Consider the following 17,825-nt stretch of genomic DNA (forward strand, 5'->3'; position numbering starts at 1 on the left):
CGCCCACACCCACCCCGACAGCTCGTCCGGGGGCAGGCGCAGGTCGGCGCCCGCGGGCAGGTCGGCGGTGAACAGCCAGTGCAGGGCGGTGGTGCGCACCCCCTCGCCGGGCACCCAGTCGACGGCGACCAGCCGCCGGACGGCGGCCCGGACCCCGAGCTCCTCGGCCAGTTCCCGGCGGCAGGCGGCCAGCGGGGACTCGTCGCGTTCGACGATGCCGCCCGGCAGGCCCCAGGGCCGCGCGGGCCGGTAGGTGCGCTCCACCAGCAGGACCTCGCCCGCCGGGGACAGGATCAGCGCCCCGGCCGCGCCCCGGGTGGCGGGCAGGCCCGCGAAGAACCGCCGCTCCCGCTCCTCGTCCACTCCACCGTCGTCGCCCACGCGGCCGATCCTAGGGCCTCACCAGGGCACCGGGCCCTCGGCGCCGAAGAACCCGCCGGTGGGCCCGTCTGCGCCCAGGGTGGCCAGGCGCACCGGGACCTCGGCGCCCTGCTCGACGGTGAGGAACCCGCTGTGGTCGTTGCCGTCGGTGGCCACGTATCCCGGGGCGGCCGCGTTGACCAGGAACCCGTCCTTGCGCAGTTCGTTGGCGTAGTGCACGGTCACCGCGTTCAGCGCGGTCTTGGAGGGCGAGTACGCCGCCGAGGGCGGCAGCGCGGCGAGCGGCCCGTCCGGGTCGGCGTTGAGGGTGAGCGAGGCGCCGTGGCTGCTGACGTTGACCACGCGCGGCGCCGGGGAGCGCCGCAGCAGCGGCAGCATCGTGTTGGTCACCGTGATCACCCCGAACACGTTGGTCTCGAACACCGACCGGACCATGGCCAGGTCGACGGTGCTCGGGACCTGGTCGTGGGCCCGGTCCGGGGAGACCCGCCCGGACCCGGTGACGCCGGCGTTGTTGACCAGCACGTCCAGGCGTCCGAAGCGCTCCCGGATCCGGGCGGCGGCCGCCTCGACGGTGGCCGGGTCGGTCACGTCCAGGGCCAGGGCGTGGGCGTCGCCGCCCGCGGCGCGCAGGGCCGCCGCGGCCTCCTCGCCGCGCGCGGTGTCCCTGGCGCCGACGAGCACCGTCAGCCCCAGGGCGGCGAGCCGCCCGGCGATGCCGCGGCCGATCCCCTTGTTCGCCCCGGTCACCAGTGCGATCGCCGGGTGCGTGTTCGGTTCGCTCATGGTCGTTTCCCCGTTCCCTCGCGGGAGGCGCGCCCGGTGCGGCGCCTCGTCCGCACAGGGGACACCGCGCCTGGCCGCCGTGTGACAGGGTTCAGGCCGCCTGCATGCCGCCGTCCACCGGCAGGACCGCCCCGGTCACGTAGGAGGCCCGGTCGCTGAGCAGCCAGGCGGCCGCCTGGGCGATCTCCTCGGGGGCGGCCGCCCGGCGCAGCGGGGTCTGCGCGTTGAGGAGGTCGGTGATCCCCGGCGCCACCTCCTCCCAGGTGTTCACCATGTCGGTGAGGGTGGTGCCGGGGGCGACGGCGTTGACGCGGACGCCCTCGGGCCCGTAGGTGACCGCCGCCGATTCGGTGAGGCTGTTGAGCGCCCGCTTCATCGCCCCGTAGCCGGGCAGGGTGGGGTTGGCCCGCCAGCCTCCGACGGAGGAGCAGTTGACGATGGCGCCGGTGCCCGCGGTGGCGCGGATGGCGGCGACCTGGGCGGCCACCGCCGCCCAGGTGCCCTTGAAGTTCACGGTGTAGATGAGGTCCAGGTCGGCCTCGGCGGCCTGGTCCAGCGGGCCGGGCGGCAGGGCGACGGCGCCGTTGTTGAAGGCGGCGTCGAGGCGGCCGTACACGTCGACGGTGCGCTCGACGGCGGCGCGGACGGCGTCGGTGTCGGCCAGGTCGCACACCGTGTGGTCGGCGGTGCCGCCGGCCGCGCGGATCTCCTCGGTGACGGCCTTGAGCCGTTCCCCGGTGCGGGCGGTGAGCATCACCCGGGCGCCCTCGGCGGCGAACAGGCGGGCCGCTGCGGCGCCGATGCCCCGGCTCGCGCCGGTCACGAAGACGGTCCGGCCCGCGAGCAGGCCCCGGGCGTCGGCGGAGGTGCCGGGTGCGGTGCCGGTAGAGGTGTCGGTGGGAGTGCGGGTGTCCTGTGCTGTGTCCATGGGAACGAGCCTGGCCCCGGCGCGGGAGCGGATCCAGGTACCGCCGGTACCTGGATCGGCCGCGCGGTGGCCGGGCACACTGGGAGGGTGGACAGGACAGGGCTGGCCGGTTTCCTGCGCGGCAGGCGCGAGCGCATCGCCCCCGCCGACGTGGGGCTGCCCGCCGGGCCGCGGCGGCGCACCCCGGGGCTGCGCCGCGAGGAGGTGGCGCGGCTGGCGTTCATCTCCACCGAGTACTACACGCGGCTGGAGCAGGCGCGCGGCCCGCACCCCTCGCGGGAGGTGCTCGCCGGGCTGGCCCGGGCGCTGCGCCTGTCCGACGCCGAACGCGACCACCTCCACTACCTGGCCGGCTCCCCGCCCGGCCCGCCCCCGGGCCCCTCGCGCGAGGTGCGGCCCGGCATCCTGCGCCTGCTGGGCAACCTGCCCGGCGCCGCGGCGATCGTGCTGTCGGCGACGTACGAGGTGATCGCCTGGAACGGCCTGGCGGCCGCCCTCATGGGGGACTTCTCCGCCCTGTCGCGCGAGGAGCGCAACCTCGTGCGGCAGGTCTTCCTGGCCCCGCCGGAGCCGGACCGGCGGCGCTACCGGCTGTCGGACCTGGCGGCGTTCTCCCGGATCGCGGCCCGGGACCTGCGCGTGACCGCCGCCCGCTACCCCGACGACCCCGGGGTGGCGGCCCTGGTGGGCGACCTCCTGGCGGGCAGCGCCGAGTTCGCCCGGCTGTGGGAGGCCCACGACGTGGGACCGGCGCTGGCCCTGCGCAAGACCATCGACCACCCGCTGGTCGGGCCCCTCACCCTGGACTGCGACGTCCTGGACGTGGCCGACCGGGACCAGCGGGTCGTCATCTACACGGCCGAGCCCGGCTCCCCGTCGGAGGGCGCGCTGCGGCTGCTCTCGGTGGTGGGGACCCAGCGTCTGGACACGCCCGGCTGAGCCGGGTCCGGGGGGTCCTCCGGCGGTCAGAGGCGGGCGACGAGCTGGGCGACCATGTTGTGGACCAGGGAGCGCGGCTCCATCTGGTTGACGGTCGCGGCCACGTAGAGGTCGCGTTCGGGCAGGTGGAACAGGGCGTTGCCGAAGGCGCCGGCGTGGCCGACCATGGCCGGGACCGGCGTGAACGGCGACAGCACGCGCGGCACCCGGAACCGCATCATCCCGATCCCGTAGTCGATGGGGACCAGGCGCCCGAACACCGGATTCCAGTCGGCGGTCATCTCGGCCAGGTAGTGCTCCGGGAACAGCCGGCCGCCGGTGAACGCCCGCAGGAACCGCAGCTGGTCGGAGACGGTCGAGACCACCGCGCCGTCGGGCGGGAACGAGGCGATCGTCCTGGGGATGTGCAGGGCCCGGCGGCGGTGCAGGATCGGGGCGACCTCGCCGTAGCGGTCCAGGGTGTCGGGGGTGAGCATCCAGGTGTCGTGCAGGCCGAGCGGGCCGGTGATCCGGGTGCGCAGGGCCGCCTCCTGGGTTCCGGCGGTGACGGTCTCGATGATGCGCCCGACCAGCTGGTAGTTCGTGTCGCTGTAAAAGGCCCGGCCCGGGGTGGAGGGGGCGAACGGGGCGGGCAGGCCGCGGGCCATGTCGATGAGCTCGTCGAAGGTCCAGGCGGCGTCGGCGCGCAGCGTGTCGGCCAGGAAGGTGGTGCCGTCGGGTCGCCTCTGCTCGAAGTAGTCGGGGATGCCGGAGGTCTGCGCCAGCAGTTCGCGCACCGTGACGCGCGGGCCGTGGTCGCGGCCGCCGTGGGTGTTGAGGCCGCGCATGGTGTCCGCGCCGATCAGGTCGGCGGCGGGGGTGTCCAGGGTCAGCGCGCCCTCGTCGCGCAGCTGCATGACGACCGCGACGGTGTACAGCTTGGTGATGCTGGCGATGAAGTAGGGGCGGTCGGTGTCGCCGTGGCTCCAGGAGAACCCGGTGGAGGGCTGCTCGATCGCGGCGGCCAGGGCCGACACGGTGGGCTTGGCGGCGTAGCGGGCGGCGATGCGGTGCAGGCGGGCCGCGGGGGGCGGGCTCATGGGGTGATCCGTTCGAGTCGTTGTTCGGTGGCGTCGAGCCAGGCGAGTTCGGCCCGGGCGTGGGTGATGCCGTTGTCGAGGGCGGCCAGGCGCAGCGCGTAGCCGAGCTCGGTGACGCCCGCGGGCAGGGTGGCGGGGTCGGGGATCTCGACGGCCTCCAGTGCGGCCAGTTCCGCGGCGATCTCGCGGCGGCGGGCGTCCAGGAGTGCGCGGACGTCCTCGGGCGGCAGGCGGTCGGCGAAGAACACCCGGGCCAGGAAGGCGTCGCGGGTGGGCGGGGTCTTCAGGGGTGAGGCGAGCCAGCGGTCGAGTTCGGCCAGGCCCGCGTCGGTGACGGTGTGGGGGTGCAGGGTGGGGCGGCCCTCCTGCACGACGGTGCCGCGGGACGCCAGTCCTTCCTCCACCAGGGCGGCGAGGGTGCGGTAGATCTGCGACTGGTCGGCGGTCCAGAAGTGGCCGACGCTGCCGTCGACGACCTTCTTGAGGTCGTAGCCGCTCATGGGCTGGATGGACAGGATTCCGAGGATGGCGTGCCGCAGAGACATGCATAGAGGATAGCTCACATATGTGCATGGTCCAATAGATGCACGGTCTGATGGGTGTGCGGTCCCCTGGGGCGCGGAACACCCCGGACCGGCGTTCCGTGGTGGTCTCCGTGGTCACCACGGAGGTGTCCGGGGGCCCGGCCGGGAAGGATGGTGGTCACAGGGGCCGGGAGGGCCGGCCCGGCACCGCACACGACGACGGGGAGACATCATGGCCGGCAAGGGCACGTACGAGGGGTTCACCGCCGAGGAGCGGGAGGCGATGAAGGAGCACGCCCAGGAGCAGAAGAAGGCCGCGCGGCGGGCCACCCGCGAGGAGAAGGCGGCCGAGGCCGTGCGGGACGTGCTCGCCAAGATCGCCGAGATGCCGGAGGAGGACCGGGTCCTGGCCGAGCGGGTGCACGCCATCGTCACCCGCGACGCCCCCTCGCTGGCGCCCAAGACCTGGTACGGGATGCCCGCCTACGCGCTGGACGGCAAGGTCGTCTGCTTCTTCCAGAGCGCGGCCAAGTTCAAGGCGCGCTACGCCACGCTCGGGTTCAACGACACGGCGCAGCTGGACGAGGGCCCGATGTGGGCGACCGCGTTCGCGCTGGTGGAGATCAATGACGAGATCGAGGCGCGCATCTCCGAGCTGGTCAAGCGGGCCGCCGGCTGAGGCCCCCGCGGGGGCCGGGCGGGCGCGGGCGTGGTGGGCCGCGGTCCCGCCCGGACGCCGAGGGCGGCCCGCGCGGACCGCTCCCCCGCGGGTGCCGCGGGAGGCCGGGCCCGCCCGCACGGAACACCTGCCCGCCCGGACACCCGTATGGGGCCCGGGCGGGCGGCTCACGTTCCCGGGGCCAGCCCCAGGGCGGTGAACGCGGCCTCGCCCGCCGCCCGGTGCGCGCCCCGGGCGAGCACCAGGGTGCGGGCCGCCTGGTAGCGGCAGCCCGCCGCTTCGAACGCCGCCGCGGTCGCGAGCACCCCGGGCACGTCCCCGTCCAGCAGGGCCCGGGCCCGCTCCACCTGGGCGGTGGCCACCGGGTCGCCGACCACCATCGCCCCGGCCGCGTCGACCAGCTCCCGGGCGTCGGCGCGGTCGGCGAGCACCGCCGCCTCCGCCCGCAGCGCCGTGTACCAGTGCAGCCACACCCAGCACACCCACTTCCACACCCGCTCCGGCTCGGGGGCGAGGCGTTCCAGGGCGGCTTCGGCGTCCCCGTGGTGGAGCAGGAGCAGGGCGTCGAAGACCGCCCCGTAGCCCAGGCGGTGGTCGTCCCCGGGCCCGGCCCGGTCGATGACCTCCAGCCACTGCGCCCGGGCGTCGGCGTCCCCGCGCAGGCCGTGGACCATCGCCACCGCCGCCGCGGCCGGGCCCAGGGAGCGCGACCGCAGGCGGCCGTTCTGCCGCCAGGCGTCCAGGAACCTCGCGGCGCCCGCGAGCACCCCCTCGACCTCGCCCGCGAACGCGTTCGCGACCAGGAGCCAGGAGGTGGCGTGGTGCCCCGCCTCGGACAGCAGCGGGTGGTCGGCCATGCGCGTCCCCCACCGGCGGGCCCGCGGCAGGTCCCCGACGCCGATCGCGGTCGCCGCGGCCATGGCCAGGGCGTCCATCAGCTCGTGTGTGGCGGCGGGCGAGGGCGGCACGCCGTCCAGGATCTCGATCCGGCGCCGGGCCGCCTCCGCGGAGGCGAAGGAGTCCCCCGTCCAGCACTGGGCGGCCGAGAGCGCGTCCAGGGCGGCGGACTCGGCCACCGGGTCCCCCGTCTTGCGGGCGAGGTCGACGGCGTGCCGCGCGCTGGCCACCGTCTCCTGGGCGGGGTTGTCCGGGTCGCCCTGGAGCGCCCCGAAGGCGTCGGCGGTCACCGCGGCCTCGGCCAGGGCGAGTGCCGCCAGGGAGGCCGGGGAGTCGTCGGCCAGTTCGCGGGCGCGCGCCAGCACCGCCGCCACCTCCCCGGTGGAGGGCGGGTCGGCGAACGACGTGGAGAAGCGGTAGGCGACGACGGCGGCGTCGGCCAGGTCCCGCGCGGCGGCGGGGCCGTCCCCGGCGCGTTCGGCGGCCAGGGCGGCCCAGTGGCGCAGGCGGTAGGAGTCGCCGTCGAGGCTGCGGCACCCGGCCACCGCGGCGGCGCTGCGCAGGGCCGCGGCGGCGGGCGGGCCCTCGTCGGCGAGTTCGGCCGCCTGCACATAGCGCTGCTGGGACTCGCCGAGCAGGGTGCGGGTGAAGGCCAGGCCGCCCATGGACAGGGCGAGCCGGTGGGCGTCGGCGCGGTGCCCGGGCAGGTCGGCGGCCCCGGTGAGGGCGGCGCGCAGATCCTCGGCGACGGCGTCGAACCGGGTGCGCCAGTCGGCGCCGCCGGCCTCCTCCAGCTCGGCGGCGCGGTCCAGGCACCAGCGCAGGTGCCGGGCCCGGACCCGGTCCTGTTCGCCGGCCGCGGCCAGGTGTTCGGCCCCGTACTGGCGGATGGTCTCCAGCGCGTGGTAGCGGGTCCCGGCCGCAGACGGGGCGACGGTGAGCAGGCTCTGCTCGGCGAGCCGGCCGAGCCCGTCGACCACCGCGGCCGCATCCAGGGGGTCGAACCCGGCGACCTCGGTGGCCGCCTCGGGGGTGAACGGCGCCACGAACACCGAGACGCGGCGCAGCAGCGCCCGGTCCTGTGGGTCCAGCAGGCCGTGGCTCCAGTCCAGCACCGCGCGCACCGACCGGTGCCGGTCGTCGGCGCGGGAGCCGCCGGTGAGCACGCGCAGCTGGTCGGCGAGCCCGGCCATGAGGCCGTCCGGGCCGAGCGTGGACCAGCGGGCGGCGGCGAGCTCGATGGCCAGGGCCATGCCGCCGAGCCGTTCGCAGACGGCGGCGACCTCCTCGCCCACGGAGGTCCCGGGCGGCGGGCCGACCGCGGAGGCGCGTTCGAGGAACAGGGCGGCGGCCTCGGAGTCCTCGCCGCCGTCCAGGGACAGCGGCGGGAGTGGGAAGGTGCGTTCGAAGGGCACCATCAGCCGGGCGCGGCTGGTCACGACCACGTGCAGCCGGGGGCAGGCGGTCAGCAGCCGCTCCAGGAAGGGGGCCACCCCGTCGCGGACGTGCTCGCAGTTGTCCAGGACCAGCAGGGCCCGGCGGTCGGCCAGGGCGTCGGACACCGCGTCGTCGAGGTCGCCGCCGGGGCGCTCGCCCACGCCGACCGCGGCGGCGACGGCGGCCCCCACCCGGCCGGGTTCGGTGAGCGGGACCAGGTCGACGAACCACACGCCGTCGGCGAAGTCGTCGGCGGCCTGCGCGGCCACCGCCAGGGCCAGGCGGGTCTTGCCCACCCCGCCGGCGCCGACCACGGTCACCAGGCGGTGGCCGCGGATCGCCTCGGCCAGGTCGCGGCGCTCCCCCACCCGGCCGACGAACGTCGTCAGCGGCGCGGGCAGGGCGGGTGCGGGCCGGCCGCGCCGCGGGGGGCGGGCGCGCTCGGCCGCGGTGCGGGCCAGGGCCCGGCGGTCGGGCAGCGCGAGTTTGCGCAGCAGGGAGGAGACGTGCGACTCGACGGTGCGCACGGAGATGAACAGCCGTGCGGCGATCTCCGCGTTGCTGAGGTGTTCGCCGAGCAGGGCGAGTACTTCGGCCTCCCGGGCCGAGATCTCTGGGGTGGACACGGGCTCATTATCCGGCGCGGCCGAGGGGGCGCGGGCCCTGCGCCAAGAATATTCCTTGACAAGAATATTCTCAGTGGTGAATACTTGCAGCATGAACGAACGACTGGAGGCGCTGGGCGAGCCCGCCCGGCTGCGCATCGCCCGCATCCTGGCGGAGCGCCCGCTGCCGGTGGGCGTGATCGCCGAACGCGCCGGGCTGCGCCAGCCGCAGGCGACCAAGCACCTGCAACGGCTGGAGCGGGTCGGCCTGGTCGCCTCCCACCGGTCCGGCAACCGGCGCATCTACGCGCTGGAGCCCGGACCGCTGCGCGAGCTCGCCGAACTCCTCGGCGGCCTCGCCGGGCAGGCGGAGGAGAACCGCGGCGCCTTCGACGCCTACGTGGCCTCGCTGGCCGCCGAGAGGCGCGCCGCGGACCGGGAGCACTGGGCCGACGAGCGGGTCTTCTCCTTCTGGCGCGTCCTGAACGCACCGCGCGCGACCGTGTGGCGCCACCTCACCGAACCGCACCTGCTCGCCCGCTGGTGGACGCCGGACGACCTGGCCGTCACCGAGGCCGTGCTGGAGGCGCGGCCCGGCGGGCGGGCGGTGCTGGCCTACCGCGACGCCGCCGACACCACCGGGGCGCACGGCGTCGTGGGCCGCGCCGAGGGCGTGGTGGACCGGGTCGCGGCGGGCGAGCTGATCGAGTTCCGGCTCTCCCCGCTGCTGCCCGGCGGCGGGGTCGCGTTCACCGGCCACTACGCGTTCACACTCGACGACGCCGACGGCGGGACCCGGCTCGGCGTCGAGCTGCGGATCACCGACAGCACCACGGCCTCCGCCGACTTCATCGCGGGCATCGGCGTCGGCTGGGGCCAGGCCCTGGACCGGCTCGGCGCCACCGTCCGCGACCGCACCTGAGGGGCCCACGGCCCCTCCGACACCCCGAGGAGCAGGAAATGACCGGGAACAACGACCGCAGGGTCATCGCCAACATGAACCTCAGCCTCGACGGCAGGTACTGCGGGCCCGGCGGACCGCACGACCACATGTGGGTGGTGCCCTACGCCGTCACCGACCTGGCCCGCGACCACCTGACGGACCTGTGGCGGACCGCCACCACGGCGCTGATGGGGCGGGTCAACGCCGAGGGCTTCCTGGGCTACTGGCCGCCGGTGGCCCACGACGAGACGGCCGACCCTCGCGACCGGGGGTTCGGCGCCTGGCTGGCGGACACCGAGAAGGTGGTGCTCTCGCGCACCCTCACCGATTCACCGTGGGAGCGCACGCGGATCGCGAACGCCCCCGCCGCCGAGGTGGTCGACGAGCTCAAGAAGCAGGAGGGCGGGGACATCCTCGTGCCGTGCAGCGCCAGCCTGGTCAGGGCGCTGCTGGCCGCCGACCGGGTGGACCGGCTGGCGCTGATGCTGGTCCCGGAGTTCGTCGGCGGCGGGCCCCGGCTGTTCGAGGACGGCCTGCCCGCCGAGAAGTGGTCGCTGGCCTCCCACGCCGCGGGCGAGCACGGAGCGGTCACGCTGGTCTACGACCGCCTGCGCTGAGGGCCGCGCGCACGGCCCGGGGCCCGCACCGCGCACGGTGCGGGCCCCGGGTGTGACGGGCCTTGGGCGTGGCCCCCGGCCTCAGATCCGGGTCATGGTGGAGTCGTAGCCGCCCCCGCCGGGGTAGACCCACGCGCCGGTGACGGTGGAGCCGTCCGCGGAGAACGCGCCCTTGAAGTAGGCGGGCCCGTTCCGGACGCCTCCCCAGATGGTCAGGGTGTCGCCGGCCAGCTCGTAGACGTAGTCCAGGGTGTTGCCCCGGGAGTCGTAGAACCGGGACACCACGTCGGCGCCGACCGGCTCCCCGAACGGGTGCGGGTTCCCGATGACCTCCAGGCCGGTGACCGGCTCGCCGGACTGGGTGAGCTCCACGTGCTGGAGCAGGAAGAACCCGCCCTCCATCCACTCGTACCGCACGGTGCCCTCGGCGCCGCCGGTCACCGCCCAGGTGCCCACGAGCCGGTCCAGGGCCGTGACCGCTTCGCTCGGCCGGGTGTTCTCGTCCATGTCGTCCTCCTCGGTCGGGGTTCCACTGACACCTCGGGGCCGGGCTCCGCTTTCCGACACGCTTTCAATGTGATCCAGATCACATATTTTGGGTGTCGGAATCCGGGCGGCGGCCCCGAGGTACCGGAGAGGACCCACCGAAGAGGTCCCGCGGGCACCGCCACCGTGGCGCCGCGCCCGCAACGCGCGCCCCCGGCCGGTTACCGTGCCCGCAACGCCACAGGAAACGAGGACACCGTGAAGTACCTGCTCCTGGGTTACACCCCGGCCGAGGCCTGGGACCCCGCGACCGCCGACACGCCCTCGCAGGACGCGCTCGACGCGTTCGCCGCCTACCAGCGGCTCGAAGAAGAACTGTTCGGAACCGGCGAACTCGTCTCCACCGAGGGCCTGGGGCACCCCGCCGTCAGCACCACCGTCCGCCGCGCCCCGGAGGGGGTGGTCGCGACGGACGGCCCGTTCGCCGAGCTCAAGGAGGTGCTGGCCAGCTTCGCCGTGATCGACGTGTCCGGCCACGAGCGCGCCGTCGAGATCGCCTCCCGGATCGTGGAGGTGCTGGGCGAGCCCGTGGAGATCCGGCCGGTCATGGGCGAGGACTTCACGGCGTGAGCCCCGAGACCGAGCACCTGCTGCGTGTGGAGGCACCGCAGGTGCTCGGCGCCCTGGTGCGGCGCTTCGGCCGCTTCGACCTCGCCGAGGACGCGGTGCAGGAGGCCCTGCTGGCCGCGAGCCGGGACTGGCCCGCGGACGGCGTCCCCCGGGAGCCGCGTGCCTGGCTGATCCGGGTCGGCCACCGCCGCATGGTCGACCTGCTCCGCTCCGAACAGGCACGGCGCCTGCGCGAGGAGAGGATCGGCGCGGCCGAGGCGGCCCTGAGCGGACCCGGGCGGCTCGCGCCCCCCGCGCCGGAGACCGACGACAGCCTCACCCTGCTCCTGCTGTGCTGCCACCCGGCGCTGAACCCCGCCTCCCAGGCGGCCCTCACCCTGCGCGCGGTGGGCGGCCTGACCACGGCCGAGATCGCGCACGCCTACGGCACCACCGAGGCCACCATGGGAACGCGCATCGGCCGCGCCAAACAGCGGCTGGCCCGCGCCGGAGCCAGGTTCACCCCGCCGGCCGAGGAGGACCTGGAGCAGCGGCTGGCGGCCGTGACGCAGGTGCTCTACCTGGTGTTCAACGAGGGCTACACCGCCACCTCCGGGGAGTCGCTGGCCCGCACGGACCTGTCCGGCGAGGCGATCCGGCTGACCCGCATGCTCCGGGAGCTGCGGCCCGACGACGGCGAGGCGGCCGGGCTCCTGGCCCTGATGCTGCTCACCGAGGCGCGGCGCCCGGCCCGCACCGGGCCCGGCGACGAGCTCGTCACCCTGGATGAGCAGGACCGGGGCCTGTGGGACCGCGACCTGATCCGCGAGGGGACCGCGCTGCTCGACGCCGCCTGGGATCCGCGGGAGGCGGGGCCGTACCGGTTGCAGGCGGCCGTCGCGGCCGTGCACGCCGCGGCCCCGTCCCCGGAGCTGACGGACTGGACCCGGATCGCGGTGCTGTACCTGTGGCTGGAGCGCCTCGCCCCGAGCGCCCCGGTGAGGCTGGCCCGGGTGGTGGCGGTCGCCCGCGCCTACGGCGCCGAACGCGGCCTGGCCCTGCTCGCCGACCTCGACCGGCGCCACGGCCTGGAGCGGGACCCGCTGACACGTCAGCGGTACCCGGCCGTGCGCGCGCACCTGCTGGAGACGACCGGGGACACGGCGGCGGCCGCCGCGGCCTACCGGCGGGCGGCCGCCCTGGCGGTCAACCCGGTCGAGGAGAGGTACCTGCTCGACCGGGCGCGCCGCCTCGGCTGAGGCGCCCCACGTGTCCGGGATGTCGGTCCGGGAGGCCGGTCCGGGCGGTCTCAGTCCAGCAGGGCCGTGGCCTCGACCTCGACGAGCACGTCGGGCTCGAAGAGGTGCGACACCCCGATGAGCGAGGCCGGGGGCATCGGCCGCGGCAGGCCCAGCTCCTCGGCCACCCGGTCGACGCCCTCCATGAAGGCGCCGATCCTCTCCTGCTCCCAGTCGGTGACGTAGAAGGTCAGGCGCAGGACGTCGGCGAAGGTCGCCCCCGCCCCGGCCAGGCCGGTGGCGGTGTTGCGCAGCGCGTGGGCGACCTGCCCGGCGAGGTCGCCCGGGGCCTGCGGGGCGCCGTCGGCGGTGCGGGCGACCTGGCCGCTGACGTGCACGTGGCGGGTGCCGGTCCCGACGGCGACGTGGTGGTAGGGGGCGGGCTGCAGCATGCCCGCGGGGGTGAGGCGGCGGACGGCCATGGTGTTTCTCCTCGTGACGGGTTCCCGGCGGGATCGAGCCGGTCTACCCTTGGTACCTGGTAGCCCGAGGAAACTTCAACGAGACCAGGTTCCATGACCGATACCGCCCCCGGGGCCGCGCAGGCCCTGGAGATCACCGCACCCCACCGCGAACTCCTGGACCAGGTCCTGGACAAGTGGTCGCTGGAGGTGCTCAACGTGCTGTGCGAGCACCCCTGCCGGTTCAACGGGCTGCGGCGGGAGATCCCCGCGGTGACCCAGAAATCGCTCACCGCCACCCTGCGCCGCCTGGAGCGCAACGGCATCGTCGAACGGGAGGTGGTCGCCACCCGGCCGGTCGCCGTCGAGTACCGGATCACCCCGCTGGGCAAGACCCTGCGGCGCCCGGTGGACGTGCTGCTCGACTGGGTCCGGGAGCACACCCCCGAGATCGAGCGCGCCCGCGACCGCTTCGACGAAGCCGACGGCTGATGTCACATCCGGCCGGGGCCCGGTGTCCTCATGGGTGGGACCGAACGAGGAGGAACCCCTGTGGACACCGCGCTGTGGATCGTCGCCGGACTGCTCGCCGCCGTCTACCTCTTCGCCGGCGGCGGCAAGATCGTCGTCCCCAGGGAGAGGATCTTCGCCGCGGGGGCCGCCGCGCACTGGGTCGAGGACTTCCGCCCCGGCACGCTGAAGGCCATCGGCGTGCTCGAAGTGCTGGGTGCGGTGGGCCTGGTCCTGCCGCCGCTCCTGGGCATCGCGCCGGTGCTGGCGCCGCTGGCCGCCGTCGGCCTGGCGCTGGTCATGGTCGGTGCGGCGGTCACGCGTATCCGCCGACGCGAGTTCAAGCCCCTGGCGGTGGACCTGGTCTACCTCGCCCTGAACTGCTTCGTGGCCTGGGGCCGCCTCGTCGCCGAACCCTTCACCGGGTGAGGCAGGGCCCGGGTCCGGGCCGGGGAGCGCCGACCGCTACCGGTCCCGGCCGTCGTTGTACTGGACGCCGATGACGTCCCGGCCCGCGGTGGCCCCGGACTGGTCGACGCGGTCGCCGCGGGTGGTCCCGCCGATGTTCCCGTGGACGTCCCGGACCTGCACGACCACCCCCGAGACGTCGCCGGTGAGCGTGTTGGCCGCCCCCTCCCGGACCCGGACGTCCACCTCCGGCGCCCGCAGCAGTTCCCGGAGCCGCTGCGCCGTGCCGGGGTCGGCCTCCAGCAGCCGCCGCAGCTTGGGACGCCACTCCCCCGCCGCCTCCGGCGCCAGGTCGGGCCGGGCGGCCACCTCGGCGCGGGAGCGCTGAAGCTCCGCGGCCACGTGGCTCGGCTTGGCGAACAGCCCCGAGTAGCCCTCCAGGGTGACCTGCCACCGCGGGGCCTCGTCGTCGGCCATGGACCGGACCAGGGCGTCGGTGGCCTGCTCGACCAGCCGGGAGGTGTCATCGCTCACCGTGGCTGCACCCGCTTCCTTGTGTGGGGAGGGCATCGGGGCCACCGTAACGCGCCGGGCGGTCCCGCGGTGCGATTCCCGAGGAACCCGGAGGGCTCCCGTTCGTCAGAGGCCACTGCAAGGATCCGCGCCATGACCGTGCCCTCCGATATCAGCGCGTACTGGGACGCCGCCGCCGACGGCTTCGACGACGAGCCCGACCACGGCCTGCGCCACGCCGCCGTCCGCGACGCCTGGGCGGCGCACCTGTCCTCCTGGCTGCCCGCTCCTCCCGCCGATGTCCTGGACGTGGGCTGCGGCACCGGCTCGCTCTCCCTCCTGGCGGCCGAGTCCGGGCACCGGGTCACCGGAATCGACCTCGCCCCGAGAATGGTCGACCGCGCACGTGCCAAGCTGGCGGCGGCCGGCCTCCCCGGCCGCTTCCGGAGGGGCGACGCCGCGGACCCGCCCACCGGTGAGGACACCTTCGACGCGGTCCTGTCCCGGCACCTGGTGTGGACACTCCCCGATCCCGTCTCCGCGCTGCGCCACTGGGTCGCGCGCCTGCGCCCGGGCGGGACGCTGGTCCTGGTCGAGGGGCGCTGGCGTCAGGCGGGCGGGGCCGCCCCCTACGTCCCCGGGGCGCGGGCCCTGCCCTGGAACGGCGGGATCACCGCCGAGGACCTGGCCGACGCCGTCCGGCCCCTGGTGGCGGATCTTCGTGTGGAGCACCTCCACGACGAGCCCGCGCTGTGGGGCCGCGCCGTCACCGACGAGCGCTATGCGCTGGTCGCCCGGGTCGGACCGCCCGGCGGCGGGCGGCGTCGATGAGGACCGCCAGCAGGTCGGCCAGCGCCAGGGCGCCCCGCGGGTCGTCCGCGTGGCGCGCCACCCGGCGCAGCGGCCCGACCTGGTCGAGGGCGACCCCCTCCCGGGCCAGCAGGAACACCACGGTCAGGAAGGCCGACCGCCCGTTGCCGTCCTCGAACGGGTGGAAGAAGCACACGTCGAGGTAGGCGCGGGCCGCCCGGGCGGCGAGCGGCGGCTCGGGGCCGGTGGCCTGCCCCAGGCAGGCGTCGAGGCGCTCGCGCAGGTCCGGGAGCAGCCCGTAGCGTTCGCGCCCGGCCTTGGCGAAGGCCGCCCCGGTGCGCGGCGGCGCGGGCCCGCCCAGGACGTGCCGCTGCCACCCCTGGAGCAGGTCGAACGTCGGCCGGGCTCCCGCCGCCGCGTCCGCGCGCACCCGGTCCAGGGCGGCGAGCATCCCGTCCGCCCGCTCCGGCGACCGGGCGCGGTCGACGGTGCCGATGTCGTGCGCCGCCCCGTCCCGGACCGGGACGAGCGGACCCGCCGCCGGTTCCGCCGGCGGCCGCACCGCGTCCCAGGGCACCGTCTCGCGCACCGCCAGCCAGGCGCGCAGGGCGTCAGGGGCGCCCATCGGCCCCCGCGGCCCCCTCGGCGAGCCGCTCGGCCACGTCCCGCACCTGCCCGGGCTCGGGACCGATCCAGCTGTGGAACCGCCCGCCGATCGCCGCCTCCACCAGCTCGCGCGCGGCCTGCGTATCCGTGCCCCACCGGGTCAGGTACCAGGTGAGCACCACGGCGCAGTGCCCGTACCAGGCGTCGCCCGCCCCGGTGCGGTCCACCACCGTGTTCACCAGGTGGTTGATCCCCAGCTCGCGGAAGTGCCGCCGGTCCTCGGCGGAGGGGGCGTCCAGCGGGTACCGGTCGAAGCGCTCCGACAGCTCCTCCAGCCAGTCCCGCCACTCGCACAGGGCCCCGGCGACCCGCTCCAGCGTCTCTTGCGGAGTGGTGACCGAATCGCGTGCGCAGCACCAGCCCGCGACCGGGCCGCCGCCCACGTCCGCCTCGTCGGTGCCCCAGCGCCACCCCGTGGCCCAGCGCCCGTACCGCCCCACCAGGGCGGCGGTCATGTCGTCGAGCCACACCCGGGCCACGTCGTGGGACCAGGCGGAGAAGCCCGGATCGACACCGGGCCCCCTCCGGGGCCGGGTCGGCGCCCGCCCCGCCGGCTCCAGCGCGCGCACCGCCCCCGGGGCGGCGGCGGGGTCGAAGGGGTGCCGGGCCGGATCGACCTCGGCCCAGGCCAGGTCGTAGGGCAGCAGCGCGCGGTCCACCATCGTCGCCCCTCCTAGCGGATCGGGACGTCGGGGATCTCCCCGAAGGCGCCGGCGTGCAGGGTCATCGACGCGACGTCCGGCCCCGGGGCCGGGAACACCGCCAGCGCCAGGTACTCGTCCCCCGGCGACAGGGTCAGGACCTCGTCCGCGAAGTCCTCGTAGCCGCCCTCGGTGACCAGGCGCACCACGTACCGGGTCGGCCCGTCCGGCTCCAGCAGCCGGAACCCGCCCAGGGTGCCCTCGGTGACCCGGTCCGGGCCGCCGGCCACCTCCTCCCCGGCGCCCAGGTCGGCCTCCAGGTCCGACAGGGTGGAGTTGCCGAACCCCACCATCTGGAACAGGTACGCGCCGTCGCGCACCAGCGGGTACACGTTGAGTTCGACGTCACCGTGCTCGGCGGTGGCCACCGGCTCCAGGTCCTCGAAGAACACCGCCGGTGCGGCCACGTGCCGGGCCGCCGAGTCCAGCCCCTCCCCGCCGGCTCCGACCGCGGTGTCGGGCACGGTGAAGACGAACTCCACCCGCCGGTTGCGGGCGCGCGCCTGCTCGTCGTCCTCCCCGCCCTCCTCGGCGACCGGCTCCTCGGATCCGCGCCCCTCGGCGGTGAGGGTGAAGTCCTCGCCCAGCTCCTCGGCCAGCAGGTCGCGCACGGCCTCGGCGCGGCGCAGCGACAGCTCCCGGTTGTGGGCGTCCGAGCCGCTGCCGTCGGTGTGGCCGACCACGGTGATCTCCCCCGGCCCCGGGTTCTCCCGCAGGGTCAGGGCGGTGCGCCGGATGGTCTCGGCGGCCTCGGCGGTGGGCTCGTCGGCGTTCACGTCGAACATCCGGTCGGCGTGCAGGGAGATGGTCTCCCGGTCCCCCGAGCGGGTGGTGGACGACTCCGCGGTGTCCACGAAGCTCTCGATGCCCTGGCGGAACGCCGACACGTCCAGCCCCGGCTCGGGCACCTCCTCCGGGTAGAACAGCTCCCCGGGCAGCTCGTCGGCGGTCTTCTCGGCGTACTCGTTGAAGTAGTCGTGGATGTTGGGCTCGGGGGACGGGGTGAACTCGTCCACGTACTCCACCGGCAGGCCCGGCACGTGCCCCAGCCCCGACCCGGTGAAGGTCAGGTGCCCGGCGTCGTGGGAGGGCGCCGGGAAGTACCGCCGGAACGTGGTGGGGATGCCCTGGTGGACGGGGGTGACGTCGGAGCCCTCGGTGAAGTAGGTGCCCAGGGACAGGCCGGTCCCGGGATCCTTGATGGCGCGCAGGACCTCGCCGGTGACCGGGTCGAGCAGGCGGATGGGGGCGGTGCGGTCGGTGGAGGTCCCGCTCGCGCGCAGGGGCTCCAGGAGGTCGTGGTCGACCTCGATCATCAGGTACTCGCCGTTGTGCTGGAGCTTGCGGAAGGTGATCTCCAGCAGGACGTCGCCGCCGCCGTCGATGAACATGCGCCCCTGGCGGGTCAGGGGCAGCTCCCGGTGGGCCGCGGCCGCGTCCGGTGCGGCGGAGGGGGCGGGGTCCTCGGCGGGCGCGTCCCCGCCGCCCAGGCCGGGGATGATCCCGCAGGAGGTCAGCAGCAGGCTCAGCGCTGTAGCGGCACAGGCCGTGGCGGCACAGGTCGTCGCGAGCGCTCGTGCGGTCATCGGGTGCGGTCTCCTCGGGGGC

At 75.6% G+C, this 17,825-nt stretch carries 21 protein-coding genes; 9 read left to right on the top strand and 12 right to left on the bottom strand.

Translation table 11 applies throughout. The features are described 5' to 3' along the window. From ACJOT3_RS09655 to ACJOT3_RS09665, 3 genes are all read right to left on the bottom strand, one after another. Nucleotides 1-381: NUDIX domain-containing protein (locus tag ACJOT3_RS09655; RefSeq protein WP_406971053.1), on the bottom strand; the 381-nt coding region annotated here is incomplete at its 3' end. 18 nt (nt 382-399) lie between these two features. After that, nucleotides 400-1,167 carry an SDR family NAD(P)-dependent oxidoreductase gene (locus ACJOT3_RS09660; protein WP_406971055.1) on the bottom strand — a complete coding sequence of 256 codons (768 nt, stop codon included), beginning with the start codon at nt 1,165-1,167 and terminating at the stop codon, nt 400-402. 91 nt (nt 1,168-1,258) lie between these two features. Beyond that, nucleotides 1,259-2,095, bottom strand: coding sequence for an SDR family NAD(P)-dependent oxidoreductase (locus ACJOT3_RS09665; RefSeq protein WP_406971057.1), 837 nt, complete (start codon nt 2,093-2,095; stop codon nt 1,259-1,261). A gap of 87 nt (nt 2,096-2,182) precedes the next feature. Here ACJOT3_RS09665 and ACJOT3_RS09670 point away from each other — a divergent pair, with 87 nt between their 5' ends. Then, nucleotides 2,183-3,034 (top strand): helix-turn-helix transcriptional regulator, encoded by an 852-nt coding sequence (locus tag ACJOT3_RS09670; RefSeq protein WP_406971059.1) that lies wholly within the window; start codon nt 2,183-2,185, stop codon nt 3,032-3,034. 26 nt (nt 3,035-3,060) lie between these two features. Here the strand turns inward: ACJOT3_RS09670 and ACJOT3_RS09675 are convergent, their stop codons facing one another. Both ACJOT3_RS09675 and ACJOT3_RS09680 read right to left on the bottom strand, forming a co-directional pair. Beyond that, entirely contained in the window at nt 3,061-4,113 is a 1,053-nt protein-coding gene (locus tag ACJOT3_RS09675) for a serine hydrolase domain-containing protein (RefSeq protein WP_406971061.1), read from the bottom strand. Further along, nucleotides 4,110-4,658 (bottom strand): PadR family transcriptional regulator, encoded by a 549-nt coding sequence (locus ACJOT3_RS09680; protein ID WP_406971063.1) that lies wholly within the window; start codon nt 4,656-4,658, stop codon nt 4,110-4,112. The genes ACJOT3_RS09675 and ACJOT3_RS09680 overlap by 4 nt, the downstream gene beginning before the upstream one ends. A 211-nt stretch (nt 4,659-4,869) precedes the next feature. Here ACJOT3_RS09680 and ACJOT3_RS09685 point away from each other — a divergent pair, with 211 nt between their 5' ends. Then, nucleotides 4,870-5,316 (top strand): iron chaperone, encoded by a 447-nt coding sequence (locus ACJOT3_RS09685; RefSeq protein WP_406971065.1) that lies wholly within the window; start codon nt 4,870-4,872, stop codon nt 5,314-5,316. 167 nt (nt 5,317-5,483) lie between these two features. On the opposite strand, the gene ACJOT3_RS09690 is transcribed toward ACJOT3_RS09685, so the two are convergent. Then, nucleotides 5,484-8,276 carry an ATP-binding protein gene (locus tag ACJOT3_RS09690; protein ID WP_406971067.1) on the bottom strand — a complete coding sequence of 931 codons (2,793 nt, stop codon included), beginning with the start codon at nt 8,274-8,276 and terminating at the stop codon, nt 5,484-5,486. Nucleotides 8,277-8,367: 91 nt separating this feature from the next. On the opposite strand from ACJOT3_RS09690, the gene ACJOT3_RS09695 reads away from it, so the two are divergent. After that, the gene (locus ACJOT3_RS09695) at nt 8,368-9,177 is read left to right on the top strand and encodes a metalloregulator ArsR/SmtB family transcription factor (RefSeq protein WP_406971069.1); all 810 of its coding nucleotides are present in this window, start codon (nt 8,368-8,370) and stop codon (nt 9,175-9,177) included. 38 nt (nt 9,178-9,215) lie between these two features. Beyond that, complete coding sequence (locus ACJOT3_RS09700; RefSeq protein ID WP_406971071.1) at nt 9,216-9,815, top strand: dihydrofolate reductase family protein; 600 nt, start codon at nt 9,216-9,218, stop codon at nt 9,813-9,815. 81 nt (nt 9,816-9,896) lie between these two features. Here the strand turns inward: ACJOT3_RS09700 and ACJOT3_RS09705 are convergent, their stop codons facing one another. Further along, on the bottom strand, nt 9,897-10,322 hold the full coding sequence (locus ACJOT3_RS09705; RefSeq protein ID WP_406971073.1) for a hypothetical protein: 426 nt from the start codon (nt 10,320-10,322) through the stop codon (nt 9,897-9,899). A gap of 237 nt (nt 10,323-10,559) precedes the next feature. On the opposite strand from ACJOT3_RS09705, the gene ACJOT3_RS09710 reads away from it, so the two are divergent. Together ACJOT3_RS09710 and ACJOT3_RS09715 are read left to right on the top strand one after the other, a co-directional pair. After that, nucleotides 10,560-10,931 (top strand): YciI family protein, encoded by a 372-nt coding sequence (locus ACJOT3_RS09710; protein WP_406971075.1) that lies wholly within the window; start codon nt 10,560-10,562, stop codon nt 10,929-10,931. Then, nucleotides 10,928-12,169: an RNA polymerase sigma factor gene (locus ACJOT3_RS09715; RefSeq protein ID WP_406971077.1), complete on the top strand. Its 1,242-nt coding sequence runs from the start codon at nt 10,928-10,930 to the stop codon at nt 12,167-12,169. Before ACJOT3_RS09710 ends, ACJOT3_RS09715 begins: the two co-directional genes overlap by 4 nt. A 50-nt stretch (nt 12,170-12,219) precedes the next feature. On the opposite strand, the gene ACJOT3_RS09720 is transcribed toward ACJOT3_RS09715, so the two are convergent. After that, nucleotides 12,220-12,630 carry a RidA family protein gene (locus tag ACJOT3_RS09720; protein ID WP_406971079.1) on the bottom strand — a complete coding sequence of 137 codons (411 nt, stop codon included), beginning with the start codon at nt 12,628-12,630 and terminating at the stop codon, nt 12,220-12,222. Between the two features lie 93 nt (nt 12,631-12,723). Between ACJOT3_RS09720 and ACJOT3_RS09725 the strand changes: the two genes are divergently transcribed. Beyond that, complete coding sequence (locus ACJOT3_RS09725) at nt 12,724-13,101, top strand: winged helix-turn-helix transcriptional regulator (RefSeq protein ID WP_406971081.1); 378 nt, start codon at nt 12,724-12,726, stop codon at nt 13,099-13,101. A gap of 60 nt (nt 13,102-13,161) precedes the next feature. Continuing rightward, entirely contained in the window at nt 13,162-13,548 is a 387-nt protein-coding gene (locus tag ACJOT3_RS09730) for a DoxX family protein (RefSeq protein ID WP_406971083.1), read from the top strand. A 36-nt stretch (nt 13,549-13,584) separates the two neighbouring features. Here ACJOT3_RS09730 and ACJOT3_RS09735 read toward each other — a convergent pair whose 3' ends face one another. Next, on the bottom strand, nt 13,585-14,061 hold the full coding sequence (locus ACJOT3_RS09735) for a hypothetical protein (RefSeq protein WP_406971085.1): 477 nt from the start codon (nt 14,059-14,061) through the stop codon (nt 13,585-13,587). Between the two features lie 132 nt (nt 14,062-14,193). Here ACJOT3_RS09735 and ACJOT3_RS09740 point away from each other — a divergent pair, with 132 nt between their 5' ends. Further along, nucleotides 14,194-14,871 (top strand): class I SAM-dependent methyltransferase, encoded by a 678-nt coding sequence (locus tag ACJOT3_RS09740; protein ID WP_406971087.1) that lies wholly within the window; start codon nt 14,194-14,196, stop codon nt 14,869-14,871. Here the strand turns inward: ACJOT3_RS09740 and ACJOT3_RS09745 are convergent. From ACJOT3_RS09745 to ACJOT3_RS09755, 3 genes are read right to left on the bottom strand one after another with little or no spacing between them, the layout of a single operon-like run. Then, the gene (locus ACJOT3_RS09745; RefSeq protein WP_406971089.1) at nt 14,807-15,475 is read right to left on the bottom strand and encodes a Fic family protein; all 669 of its coding nucleotides are present in this window, start codon (nt 15,473-15,475) and stop codon (nt 14,807-14,809) included. The genes ACJOT3_RS09740 and ACJOT3_RS09745 overlap by 65 nt on opposite strands. After that, a complete protein-coding gene (locus ACJOT3_RS09750; protein ID WP_406971090.1) occupies nt 15,462-16,178 on the bottom strand; it encodes a hypothetical protein in 717 nt (238 codons plus the stop codon). The genes ACJOT3_RS09745 and ACJOT3_RS09750 overlap by 14 nt, the downstream gene beginning before the upstream one ends. An 11-nt stretch (nt 16,179-16,189) precedes the next feature. After that, complete coding sequence (locus tag ACJOT3_RS09755; RefSeq protein ID WP_406971092.1) at nt 16,190-17,803, bottom strand: OmpA family protein; 1,614 nt, start codon at nt 17,801-17,803, stop codon at nt 16,190-16,192. Between the last annotated feature and the right edge of the window lie 22 nt (nt 17,804-17,825).

The organism is Nocardiopsis protaetiae, from assembly GCF_045446735.1.
In the GTDB taxonomy this organism is placed as follows: Bacteria; Actinomycetota; Actinomycetes; order Streptosporangiales; family Streptosporangiaceae; genus Nocardiopsis; species Nocardiopsis protaetiae.